This is a genomic window from Pseudomonas sp. B33.4 (genome assembly GCF_034555375.1).
Classification (GTDB): Bacteria; Pseudomonadota; Gammaproteobacteria; order Pseudomonadales; family Pseudomonadaceae; genus Aquipseudomonas.
Map to the genome: position 1 here is coordinate 4928304 of NZ_CP140706.1, position 12266 is coordinate 4940569.

The 12266-nt window shown below is 58.0% G+C and carries 10 protein-coding genes, 4 tRNA genes and 1 riboswitch; of the genes, 2 read left to right on the forward strand and 12 right to left on the reverse strand.

All coding sequences use genetic code 11. The features are described from left to right. Positions 1–2 precede the first annotated feature (2 nt). Positions 3–1445 (reverse strand): magnesium transporter, encoded by a 1443-nt coding sequence (mgtE, locus tag U6037_RS21710; RefSeq protein ID WP_034153320.1) that lies wholly within the window; start codon positions 1443–1445, stop codon positions 3–5. Between the two features lie 321 nt (positions 1446–1766). Here mgtE and U6037_RS21715 point away from each other — a divergent pair, with 321 nt between their 5' ends. After that, positions 1767–2285 carry a cell envelope protein SmpA gene (locus tag U6037_RS21715; RefSeq protein ID WP_322844481.1) on the forward strand — a complete coding sequence of 173 codons (519 nt, stop codon included), beginning with the start codon at positions 1767–1769 and terminating at the stop codon, positions 2283–2285. A 19-nt stretch (positions 2286–2304) separates the two neighbouring features. Here U6037_RS21715 and U6037_RS21720 read toward each other — a convergent pair. The 8 genes from U6037_RS21720 to ltaE form a co-directional block, all read right to left on the reverse strand. Then, positions 2305–2381 (reverse strand) — tRNA-Arg (locus U6037_RS21720). A gap of 72 nt (positions 2382–2453) precedes the next feature. After that, positions 2454–2530 (reverse strand) — tRNA-Arg (locus U6037_RS21725). 71 nt (positions 2531–2601) lie between these two features. Next, a tRNA-Arg gene (locus tag U6037_RS21730) sits at positions 2602–2678 on the reverse strand. A 107-nt stretch (positions 2679–2785) separates the two neighbouring features. Further along, positions 2786–2876 (reverse strand) — tRNA-Ser (locus U6037_RS21735). Between the two features lie 62 nt (positions 2877–2938). Next, positions 2939–3127: a carbon storage regulator CsrA gene (csrA, locus tag U6037_RS21740; protein WP_002554426.1), complete on the reverse strand. Its 189-nt coding sequence runs from the start codon at positions 3125–3127 to the stop codon at positions 2939–2941. 187 nt (positions 3128–3314) lie between these two features. Continuing rightward, positions 3315–4556 (reverse strand): aspartate kinase, encoded by a 1242-nt coding sequence (locus U6037_RS21745; protein ID WP_008086083.1) that lies wholly within the window; start codon positions 4554–4556, stop codon positions 3315–3317. A 90-nt stretch (positions 4557–4646) separates the two neighbouring features. Then, the gene (alaS, locus tag U6037_RS21750) at positions 4647–7265 is read right to left on the reverse strand and encodes an alanine--tRNA ligase (RefSeq protein WP_150750296.1); all 2619 of its coding nucleotides are present in this window, start codon (positions 7263–7265) and stop codon (positions 4647–4649) included. Positions 7266–7411: 146 nt separating this feature from the next. After that, positions 7412–8416 carry a low-specificity L-threonine aldolase gene (gene ltaE, locus U6037_RS21755; protein WP_322844482.1) on the reverse strand — a complete coding sequence of 335 codons (1005 nt, stop codon included), beginning with the start codon at positions 8414–8416 and terminating at the stop codon, positions 7412–7414. Between the two features lie 198 nt (positions 8417–8614). Further along, positions 8615–8787: riboswitch (FMN riboswitch) on the forward strand. A 101-nt stretch (positions 8788–8888) separates the two neighbouring features. Here ltaE and U6037_RS21760 point away from each other — a divergent pair. Next, on the forward strand, positions 8889–9398 hold the full coding sequence (locus U6037_RS21760) for a 6,7-dimethyl-8-ribityllumazine synthase (RefSeq protein ID WP_322844483.1): 510 nt from the start codon (positions 8889–8891) through the stop codon (positions 9396–9398). A 119-nt stretch (positions 9399–9517) separates the two neighbouring features. On the opposite strand, the gene astE is transcribed toward U6037_RS21760, so the two are convergent. The 3 genes from astE to astB are packed head-to-tail and all read right to left on the reverse strand — an operon-like array spanning position 9518 to position 12235. Then, entirely contained in the window at positions 9518–10528 is a 1011-nt protein-coding gene (astE, locus tag U6037_RS21765; protein ID WP_322844484.1) for a succinylglutamate desuccinylase, read from the reverse strand. 12 nt (positions 10529–10540) lie between these two features. After that, positions 10541–10831, reverse strand: coding sequence for a hypothetical protein (locus tag U6037_RS21770; RefSeq protein WP_007919345.1), 291 nt, complete (start codon positions 10829–10831; stop codon positions 10541–10543). Positions 10832–10888: 57 nt separating this feature from the next. Continuing rightward, complete coding sequence (gene astB / locus U6037_RS21775; protein WP_158833105.1) at positions 10889–12235, reverse strand: N-succinylarginine dihydrolase; 1347 nt, start codon at positions 12233–12235, stop codon at positions 10889–10891. Positions 12236–12266 lie beyond the last annotated feature (31 nt).

The window sequence follows — 12266 nt, forward strand, 5'->3', positions numbered from 1 at the left end:
GATCAGAGCAGGAAGATCGTCGCCAGCCCGAGGAAGATGAAGAAGCCGCCACTGTCGGTCATCGCGGTAATCATCACACTCGCCCCCATGGCCGGGTCGCGCCCCATTTTCGCCAGGGTCATCGGGATCAATACGCCCATCAATGCCGCCAGCAGCAAGTTGAGCGTCATAGCCGCTGTCATTACCACGCCCAACGACCAACTGCCGTAGAGCAGATAAGCAACCACACCAATCACACCACCCCAGACCAGGCCATTGATCAGGCCTACCGCCAGCTCTTTGCGCATCAGGCGCGAAGTATTGCCGGTGCTGACTTGGTCGAGCGCCATGGCGCGAACGATCATCGTGATGGTCTGGTTACCGGAGTTGCCACCAATACCGGCCACGATCGGCATCAGCGCTGCGAGCGCTACCAGTTTCTCGATCGAGCCTTCGAACAGACCGATCACTCGAGAGGCGACAAACGCAGTGATCAGGTTGACCGCCAGCCATGCCCAACGGTTGCGTAAAGACTTCCAGACGGAGGCGAAAATGTCTTCCTCTTCACGCAGACCGGCCATGTTGAGAACTTCGCTCTCACTCTCTTCACGAATCAGGTCAACCATTTCATCAATGGTCAGACGACCGATCAGCTTGCCGTTCTTGTCGACCACCGGAGCCGAGATCAGGTCGTAACGTTCGAACGCCTGAGCGGCGTCGTAGGCATCTTCGTCCGGATGGAAACTTACCGGATCACTGGCCATCACCTCGGCAACTTGCTTGTCCGGATCATTGACCAGCAGGCGCTTGATCGGCAGCACACCTTTGAGCACACCGTCGTAGTCCACGACGAACAGCTTATCGGTATGGCCCGGCAGCTCTTTGAGGCGGCGCAGATAACGCAAAACCACTTCGAGGCTGACATCCTCACGGATGGTCACCATCTCGAAGTCCATCAACGCACCGACCTGCTCCTCGTCGTAAGACAGGGCCGAGCGAACGCGTTCACGTTGCTGGTTATCCAGACTCTCCATCAGTTCATGGACGACGTCTCGCGGCAGCTCGGAAGCCAGGTCAGCAAGTTCGTCGGCATCCATGTCCTTGGCAGCCGCCAGGAGTTCGTGATCGTCCATGTCGGCGATCAGCGTTTCACGAACGGAGTCGGATACTTCGAGAAGAATGTCGCCGTCGCGGTCAGCCTTGACCAATTGCCAGAGCGTCAGACGATCGTCCAGCGGCAAGGCTTCAAGAATGTAGGCGACGTCGGCGGAGTGCAGATCATCGAGTTTGCGCTGCAGCTCGACGAGATTTTGCCGGTGAACCAGATTTTCGACGCGGTCGTGATGCGCGCCTTCCTGACGATGAGTCAGGTCTTCGACGACCCTTTGACGCTGCAGCAGCTCGACGACTTGAGCCAGACGATCCTGCAGGCTTTCTTGTGTTTTCTTTACTTCGATTTCAGACATAGGCGAACTCCACTCCCAGCAGCGGGGCACGCCGGAAGGATCAATCAGTCAATTCATGATTGGTAAAGCGGTTTACTGAGTAACTACTGGGTAAGTCCATGGAGGTTTTCCATAAGCCCCGGCGGGGCTGACGGGCGCAATGATACACCGCCTGACGGTTTAAAACGTTAAAAAATCACGGTCGAAACAAGCGCTTGCGAAACAAACCTGAGCACCGCCCTGATCCCTGCACATGCGACGACTCATCCTGAAAAGAAAACACACCGGCACTCGAAAATGTAGCGGCTACCCTTGAGCGTAGATCGTCATGGAGGACATCGAATGCCATTGAAACCATCCCACTTTGTACTCACCAGCCTGCTCTGCCTGCCGCCGACCGGGGCCGCCCTCACCCTCCATCGCTGCGAAGCCGCCGATGGCAGCATCACCTTCACCTCGATGAGCTGCGCGCAAGGTGAACGTCGCTCTGCACAGGAAGTCCACCCCTACTCGCCCGGATCAGTTGTGGCCGTGATGCCAGAGCACAACCATGAAGAAACCTCCGGCATGACAACCGCAGGCCGAGAACCGGGCATCGTTGGCCACACTGAAGACAAATGCGGAAACCTGATCGACGCCAGGCAACGTCGCGCAGCGATCATCAATCGACGCGTGATTGCCGGCATGAGCCAGCAAGACGTCGAAAGCGCGCTAGGCAAACCAGACAAGGTGAATATTCGAACATCGACGACGAGCTATCGATACGACCTCAAGCGAGGCCGTAGTGCTCAAATAGATTTTGACGAGAGGGGATGCGTGAAGGCAAAAGCCAAATCCCGGACAGCAAAAAGCCCGCGATAAACGCGGGCTTTTCGGTATATGGTGCACTCGACAGGATTCGAACCTGTGACCGCTCGGTTCGTAGCCGAGTACTCTATCCAGCTGAGCTACGAGTGCATTTTGTGTTTTTAGCCCAGACCACAACTGGATGAAGCCAAGTTATCTGCATCGCTGCAACTAACTCTTAAATGGTGCACTCGACAGGATTCGAACCTGTGACCGCTCGGTTCGTAGCCGAGTACTCTATCCAGCTGAGCTACGAGTGCATTTGTGTTTTTAGACCAGATCACATCTGGTTGAAGCCAAGTTATTTACATCGCTGTAACTAACTCTTAAATGGTGCACTCGACAGGATTCGAACCTGTGACCGCTCGGTTCGTAGCCGAGTACTCTATCCAGCTGAGCTACGAGTGCATTTGTTGCGCCGCATTATAGCCCGCCTAATCTCTATTCCAACCACTTTTTCTATTAATTTCAACAACTTACAGAAAAAGCCAGATTACGACGTACTAAGCAAATAATGGCGGAGAACGGGGGATTCGAACCCCCGACACCCTTTTGAGGTGTACTCCCTTAGCAGGGGAGCGCCTTCGGCCACTCGGCCAGCTCTCCGCAACACGGGGCGTATCTTAACCAACCTTTTCCCCGTTTGCAAACATAAAAATCGATAAAAATTAATGGCTTGGTTCTTCGTCCTTCTCTTTCTTTATACGCAGGTAAATTTCCTCACGGTGCACAGCAACCTCTTTCGGGGCGTTGACGCCGATACGCACTTGGTTTCCTTTAACGCCGAGCACGGTCACGGTGATTTCGCCATCACCGATAATCAGGCTTTCTGCGCACCGACGAGTCAGAATCAGCATACCTTTCTCCTCACGCAATTCAGTTCAGGGACAACAGTCTGCAAAAAAAAGGCACCCGACCTACAACCGGAGCGATCGTAGCCCTACATGCCTGAGTATTGACCAGCGCGAGCAAAAGAACAGTTCAGGGCTCGCGCCATTCAAAAAATAAAGGGCGCGGTCAGACCGCGCCCTTCAAGAAACGGAATTACTCGCCCTGACGGGCAGGAGCATCCAGTTCGAAAGCCGTGTGCAGGGCGCGCACGGCCAGTTCCAGGTACTTCTCTTCGATCACCACGGAAACCTTGATTTCCGAGGTCGAGATCATCTGGATGTTGATACTTTCTTTGGCCAGGGATTCGAACATGCGGCTGGCGACGCCTGCGTGGGAACGCATGCCGACGCCGACGATCGAGACCTTGGCAATCTTGGTGTCGCCAACCACTTCACGGGCACCGATCTCGCGAGCGGTGTTTTCCAGCACGGTCTGTGCGGCCTGGTAGTCGTTGCGGTGCACGGTGAAGGTGAAGTCGGTGGTGTTATCGTGCGCGACGTTCTGCACGATCATGTCGACTTCGATGTTCGCGGCACTGATCGGGCCGAGAATCTTGAACGCCACGCCCGGGGTGTCTGGCACGCCACGGATGGTCAGCTTGGCTTCATCGCGGTTGAAAGCGATGCCGGAAATGATCGGCTGTTCCATGGTTTCCTCTTCATCAATAGTAATGAGGGTGCCCGGACCCTCCTTGAAGCTGTGCAGTACGCGCAGCGGAACGTTGTACTTGCCGGCGAATTCCACCGCACGGATCTGCAACACCTTGGAACCGAGGCTGGCCATTTCCAGCATCTCTTCGAAGGTGATCTTGTCCAGACGCTGAGCGACCGGCACCACACGCGGGTCGGTGGTGTAGACACCATCGACGTCGGTGTAGATCTGGCACTCGTCAGCCTTCAACGCAGCGGCCAGTGCCACACCGGTAGTGTCGGAACCGCCACGACCGAGGGTGGTGATATTGCCGTGCTCGTCGACGCCCTGGAAACCGGCGACAACCACCACGCGACCTGCCTTCAGATCACCACGAATCTTCTGGTCATCAATCTGCAAGATACGCGCTTTATTGTGCGCACTGTCGGTCAGGATCCGCACCTGATTACCGGTGTACGACACCGCCGGCACACCGCGCTTGATCAGCGCCATGGCCAACAGGGCAATCGTCACCTGCTCACCAGTGGAAACGATCACGTCCAGCTCGCGCGGAACCGGTTGGCCGTCGCCACTGATTTGCTTGGCCAGATCGATCAGACGGTTGGTTTCGCCGCTCATTGCAGACAGCACAACCACCAGGTCATCGCCGGCATCGCGGAATTTCTTAACCTTGTCGGCGACCTGCTCGATTCTCTCGACAGTACCGACCGAGGTGCCTCCAAATTTCTGTACGATCAAAGCCATTTCAAAGCCGCCTCTGCCCATGAAGGGCGCCCAATAATCACTCGAACAGCCGCCGGGTCCACCACTAGACTGCGAACCCGGCGGACCGTCTTATAAACCCTGCTCGACGAATGGAACGGTCAGCGCCAATGCGCCATCCAGCGCGCCGGCATCAACACCGCCGCCCTGCGCCATGTCCGGACGACCACCGCCCTTCCCGCCCACTGCCGCAGCAGCCTGTTTCATCAAATCACCGGCTTTGAGTTGGCCAGTCAGGTCTTTGGTTACGCCTGCAACCAGAACGACCTTTTCCTCATGGACACTGCCGAGCAGGATCACTGCGCGGCCGAGTTTGTTCTTCAACTGATCAACCAGCGCCAACAGCGCCTTGGCGTCCTGACCATCCAGACGTGCGGCCAGAACCTTCACGCCTTTGACATCCAGCGCCGAGGACGACAGATCGTCGCCCGCAGCGCTGGCAGCCTTGGCTTGCAACTGCTCGAGTTGCTTCTCCAGTTGGCGATTGCGCTCCAGCACAGCCGACAGCTTGTCGATCAGGTTGTCGCGGCTGCCCTTAACCAGGCTGGCCGCTTCCTTGAGTTGTTCTTCTGCAGCATTCAAGTAGGCCAGTGCCGCAGCACCGGTCACTGCTTCGATACGACGTACGCCCGAGGCTACACCGCCTTCGCTGATGATTTTCAGCAGGCCGATGTCGCCGGTACGGTTGGCGTGGATACCACCGCACAGTTCGACGGAGAAATCGCCGCCCATGCTCAGCACGCGCACGTTGTCACCGTACTTCTCGCCGAACAGCGCCATCGCGCCTTTGTTCTTGGCGGTTTCAATGTCGGTTTCTTCGGTTTCAACGGCGGAGTTCTTGCGAATCTCGGCGTTGACGATGTCTTCCAGTGCTTTGATCTGCTCAGGCTTGATCGCTTCAAAGTGACTGAAGTCGAAACGCAGACGCTGACTATCGACCAACGAACCTTTCTGCTGAACGTGCTCGCCGAGTACCTGGCGCAGTGCCGCGTGCAGCAAGTGCGTGGCCGAGTGGTTCAGCGAAGTCGCGTGACGCACCTCGGCATCCACATGGGTTTCCACTGGCGCGCCGATGGTCAGGCTGCCCGAATCCAGCACACCGTGGTGCAGGAATGCGCCGCCGGTCTTGGTGGTGTCACGTACGTCGAAACGTGCGCTGCCCGCCTGAAGGAAGCCGCAGTCGCCGATCTGGCCGCCGGATTCAGCGTAAAACGGCGTCTGATTCAGAACGATCACCGCCTCTTCGCCTTCATTCAAGACGTCGACCGACTGGCCATCTTTATAGATAGCGACGATTTTTGCCGAACCGCTGGTGTCTTTGTAACCGGTGAACTCAGTGGCCACATCAACCTTGACCAAAGTGTTGTAGTCCAGACCGAACGAGCTGGCCGAACGCGCGCGAACACGCTGGGCTTCCATCTCACGTTCGAAACCGGCTTCGTCGACCGTCAGACTGCGCTCACGCGCGATGTCGGCGGTCAGGTCCATCGGGAAACCGTAGGTGTCGTAGAGTTTGAACACCACGTCGCCCGGCACCACGGTGCCTTTGAGCTCTAGCAGATCCTGCTCGAGGATCTTCAGGCCGTGCTCCAGAGTCTTGGAGAACTGCTCTTCTTCAGCCTTGAGCACGCGCTCGATGTTGCTCTGCTGCTTTTTCAGTTCCGGGAAGGCTTCGCCCATCTCGGCAACCAGTGCAGCAACGATCTTGTAGAAGAAGCTGCCAGTGGCGCCCAGCTTGTTACCGTGACGGCAGGCGCGACGGATGATCCGGCGCAGCACATAACCGCGACCTTCGTTGGACGGCAGCACGCCGTCGGCGATCAGGAAGCCGCACGAACGGATATGGTCGGACACCACTTTCAACGAAGACTGATCGCCGTTTTCGCAACCGATGGCTTCAGCTGAGGCCTTCAGCAGGTTTTTGAACAGGTCGATGTCGTAGTTGGAATTGACGTGCTGCATCACCGCACTGATCCGCTCCAGGCCCATGCCGGTGTCGACCGACGGCGCTGGCAACGGATGCAACACGCCATCGGCGGTGCGGTTGAACTGCATGAACACGTTGTTCCAGATCTCGATGTAACGGTCGCCATCTTCTTCCGGCGAGCCCGGTGGGCCACCCCAGATGTGGTCGCCGTGATCGTAGAAAATCTCGGTGCACGGGCCGCACGGGCCGGTATCGCCCATGGTCCAGAAGTTGTCGGAAGCGTACGGCGCGCCTTTATTGTCGCCGATGCGAATCATGCGCTCGACCGGCACACCGATTTCTTTGGTCCAGATGTCATACGCTTCGTCGTCGGAGGCGTAGACGGTAACCCAGAGTTTTTCCTTCGGCAGTTGCAGAACGCCGGTCAGGAAGGTCCACGCGTAAGTAATCGCGTCCTTCTTGAAATAGTCACCGAAGCTGAAGTTACCGAGCATTTCGAAGAACGTGTGGTGACGAGCGGTATAACCGACGTTTTCCAGGTCACTGTTCTTGCCACCGGCACGCACGCATTTCTGGCTGCTGGTCGCACGGGTGTACGCACGTTTTTCCTGGCCCAGGAAGCAGTCCTTGAACTGGTTCATCCCCGCGTTAGTGAACAGCAGGGTTGGGTCGTTGCCCGGAATCAAAGAGCTGGAGGCTACACGGGTGTGGCCTTGCTCTTCGAAGAAGCGAAGGAAGGCTTCACGGATTTCTGCGCTTTTCATTAGGTTCTTCCACGGAGGCTGCGGCCAAAGGCCTGTTCGAAACGTCAACAGACGAAGCGACGGCAAAGGGCCGCATTATATCGGCCCTGCGCGCGGGGTACAGCGTGTTTATACGATAGAAACGGTCAATTGGACGGTTAACGCTGTCACTTGCGCGAAAAGTCGACGAATGTCGCGATCACTTGCTCGATTTGCGCGCGACTGACGTCCATGTGCGTGACCATACGCAGACGCGCGGCGGCGCTCAACTTGATCCCGCGTTCGGCAGCAAACGCCTTGATCGCTTCGGCTTTGTCGCCTATTTGCACATAAACCATATTGGTTTGCACGGGTTCGACGCTGAAACCTGATTCACGCAGACCGTCGGCCAAAAACTGCGCGTTGGCGTGGTCATCCGCCAGACGCTCAACATTGTGATCCAGCGCATACAGCCCCGCCGCCGCCAGCAACCCGGCCTGACGCATGCCGCCACCGACCATTTTGCGCAGACGGCGAGCCTTGCCGATCAGTTGCTCAGAACCACACAACACCGAGCCCACCGGCGCACCGAGGCCTTTGGACAAACAGACTGACACCGAATCGAAATGCTGGGTGATCTCCCGTGCATCAACGCCGAGCTTGACCGCCGCGTTGTAAAGCCGCGCGCCGTCGAGGTGCAGTTGCAAGCCGTGGTCTTGGGTGAATTTACGCGCCCGCGCCAGATATTCCAGCGGCAGCACTTTGCCCTGCATGGTGTTCTCCAGCGCCAGCAATCGAGTGCGGGCGAAATGGAAGTCGTCCGGTTTGATCGCTGCCGCGACCTGATCCAGATCCAGCGAGCCATCGGCCTGCACTTCCAGCGGCTGCGGCTGAATCGAACCGAGCACCGCCGCGCCACCGCCTTCGTATTTGTAGGTGTGCGCCTGCTGACCCACAACGTATTCGTCGCCGCGCTCGCAGTGCGCCATCAAACCCAGCAGGTTGCTCATGGTGCCGGTCGGCACGAACAGCGCGGCGGCAAAGCCCAGACGCTTGGCCAGTTCGGCTTCCAGACGATTGACCGTCGGGTCTTCGCCGTACACATCGTCACCGGTGTCCGCAGCGGTCATCGCGTCGAGCATGGCGGGAGTCGGTTGGGTGACGGTGTCGCTGCGAAGATCGATAACGCTCATGAACCTGGCCTCTGGTCAGCAGGGGAAATCCCTTTACGAAGTGGAATTACTGCGGTCATGGCGCGGATTAATCAACCCTTGCGCAAGGATTTTTCGTTTCAAGGCTTTCAGATTTTCGATGGCAATCATCAAAAAGGCGCAATGCACAGACACAAAATCTGTGTTAAAAACGCTGCGCCGCCCGAGAAAGGGCGGCAAAAACGTTCTCAGGGCGGGGTGCAATTCCCCACCGGCGGTAATTGCGCGCAATGCGCATAGCCCGCGAGCGCTTGGCGACGAACACGGCTTTAAGCGGTGATCGACGGCAAGGTCAGCAGACCCGGTGTGATCCCGGGGCCGACGGTCATAGTCCGGATGAAGAGAGAACGGGATTAACGCCAAAGGGCCGTCCGCGCGATGTTGTGCGTGTGCGCACCCTTGAATCCCTTTCGATTCATAACGCCCTGTTTTTCACACAAACAGGAGTCAGAACATGCAACCCACCGCTATCGACAGCAAAAGCAAACACCCACACGGCGAGCGCGTCGCGTTCATCCAGGCCTGCTGGCACAAGGAAATCGTCGACCAGAGCCGTAAAGGCTTCGTCGCTGAAATGATTGCCTTGGGTTATCAGGAAGCGGACATCGATATCTTTGAAGTCGGCGGCGCCTTTGAAATGCCCCTGCACGCCAAGTTGCTGGCCAAGACCGGTCGTTATGCCGGCATCGTCGCGGCAGCCCTGGTGGTGGATGGCGGCATCTACCGTCACGAGTTCGTTGCCCAATCGGTGGTCAGCGGCCTGATGCAAGTGCAGCTGGAAACCGAAGTGCCGGTGTTCTCGGTGTCGCTGACCCCGCACCACTTCCATGCTGGCGACGAGCATCAGAAGTTCTTCTTTGAGCACTTTGTGCACAAGGGTCAGGAAGCGGCGCGCACTTGCGCGGATACGCTGCAGAAGGTTCGTGCGTTACGTCGCACCGAGCCGCGTGCGGTAGCCGTGTAAACACGAACCAAAACTGTAGGAGTGAGCCTGCTCGCGATAGCGGACTGTCAGTCGACCACTGTAGTGACTGATACATTGCAATCGCGAGCAGGCTCACTCCTACATGGGTTTGTGGTGAATCAGGCGAGGTTTTCGTCGGTGGTCGGGACGATCAGGATGCCCGCACGCAAGCCGTTCTTGACCTTGGGATTAGGGAAGATGATTCGCGCGCCCTCTTCCTCAATGATCCAGCGGGTATTGGCCAGATCTTCAGCCAGCACATAACCCATCTCCAACTCGGAAAAGTTTTCAATGTCCTGCGGCAGGTTCAAGCGGAACGCGTCGCTGTGCTTGATGATTTCCCGCGCGACGCTGAACAGTTGCAAACCATCCAGCCCCTCTTGCGCCATCTCCGGCTCAGTACCTTCGATGATCTGCTTCAGACGAGTTTCCAGCAGCGAGACGTTAACCCCGTCGTTCTGCCCGAACGGCCGCGCCTTGCCCAGTTCCAGCGTGAAAGCCTCGGCACCGAGCTTGTCGTAGGTGTACGAGCTGAACACGATCGACGGTTTGTTCTGCAACAGCACCGCTTCCATGCCCGCAGCGCGCAGACGTGCCAGCTCAAGGCGTGAATGCTGACGACCTTCCTTCCACGGGTACAGCGCGAACTGTTCGATCTTCGAACCGCGAATGGCGGTATGCAGGTCATAGTGCAGTCGCTGACGATCCGGCAGGCTGAAGAAACTTGCCGCCAGACGCTCCAGCTCACAGGCTCGCAGCGCTTCCGAACCACTGTTTTGTTCATGACGGCCGTTGAACAGCCGATTGACGTCCTGCTCGACGAAGCGCTCGCCTTTGCGAATCGCTTCCGGGTTACCGAACAGGAACAGAATGCGTGCGCGCGGCTTCAGATCGCCGCGTGCGATGTCGTGCAGCAGCCGATCAAGCAACTCGATCGGTGCTGTTTCGTTGCCGTGGATGCCTGCCGACAGCAGCAGGTCCAGGCCATTGTCGCGTGCTTCCGGTGGCCGGACTTCCAGCGCACCTTCGCTCAACCAGCGCATGCGCACGCCTTCGACAGTCAGTTGAGTCTTCTCCGCCGGTTCGCGGCCGGCGAGGGTCAGTTCAAGCAGTTTGCCGAGGGCGAGCATAGAGCGGTTTCCTTAGTGGTCGTGGTTGCAATCCGGGCCGTGCACGTGGTCTTCGTCGTCGCCGACGTCAGCCGGTTCCATTTCCAGTTGCAGACTTACCAGATTAGTCGCCAATGGGCGCAGCAGCAGGTTGGCGTACTCGGCGTCACCTTCTTCAACGTCGACGCCGATCAGCAGTTGGCCACGGCCGTCCTGCTGGATCCACAGCTCTTTGCCTTGCCACATGACCGCAACGCGGGTGCAGGAAGTCTCCAGTTGCGTGCCGTCGGTGTCTTCAAGGATCAGCTGCAGGGAATCGCTCATGTTTTTACTCTCTTGGTGAGACAAGCCGCGCGCCGCGTTAAAGCGACGCGCCGGCCATCAATTGATCTGGAATGGATAAACCGCGCCCAGTTTAAGGATTTGCGTCAGTTCATCCAGTGCCGTCCGGCATTCAAGCAGCAATTGCGGATCCGCCAGATCGGTTTCACTCAAGCGGTCGCGGTAGTGCTTTTCAACCCATGCGGTCAACGAACCGTACAACGGTGGCGTCATGATAACCCCTGGGTTGACCGCCGCCAGTTCAGTTTCGTTAAGCGCGACGCGCAGTCGCAGGCACGCCGGGCCACCGCCGTTCTGCATGCTTTGCTTGAGGTCGAAGACTTTCACTTCGCGGATCAGACCGCCGGAGCTGGTCAGGCTTTGCAGGTAAGCCCACACGCGCTCGTTGGCCTGGCACTCTTGCGGCACGATCAGCAGCATCGAACCGTCAGGACGCGACAGCAATTGGCTGTTGAACAGGTAAGAACGCACCGCGTCATCCACGGTGACGGCCGAACGCGGCACACACACCGACTGGAAGTTGCCACCGACCTTGGCCAGTTTGCTTTGCAGCTCGGCCAGCATCGACTCGGTGTCGAGGAACGCGTCCTCGTGATAGAACAGCACCTCGCCATTGCCCACGGCGATCACGTCGTTGTGGAACACGCCCTGATCGATCACGTTCGGGTTCTGCTGCGCGTAGACCACGCCTTCGTCACGCAGACCGTGCAGACGCGCGACAGCTTGCGAGGCTTCAAGGGTCTGGCGCGCCGGGTACTTCTGCGGCGCCGGGTAACGGTTGTCGAAAGCACTGCGGCCGAACACGAAGAACTCGACACCCGCCTCGCCATACTCACGGCAGAAACGTGTGTGGTTGGCCGCGCCTTCGTCGCCAAACTGCGCCACGGCCGGCAACGCGGCGTGATGGGCGAAGTGCTGCTGATTGGCGAACATCGCACCGAGCACACGGCTGGTAGTCGGGTGCTCGATGCTGCGGTGATATTTGCAGTTGAGGTTGGCGGCGGTGAAGTGCACGCGGCCATCAGCGGTGTCGGCACTCGGGCTGACCGTGGCGGCGTTGGCCACCCACATGCTCGATGCCGAGCAACTGGCGACCAGCAGCGGCATGGCTTCTTTGGCGGCGCGCTCGATCACTTGCGCATCGGTACCGCTGAAACCCAGACGGCGCAGAGCGGCCACGTCCGGACGCTCTTGCGGTGCCAGCACGCCTTGCTGAAAGCCCATTTCCATCAGCGCTTTCATCTTCGCCAGACCTTGCAGCGCGGCTTCCTTCGGGTTCGAAGACTGCTGGCTGTTGCTCTGGGAGGCAACGTTGCCGTAGGACAGACCACCGTAGTTATGGGTCGGCCCCACTAGACCGTCAAAATTGACTTCATAGGATTTCATCAGCGAGGCTCCACGAGAATCTGTTGTTATA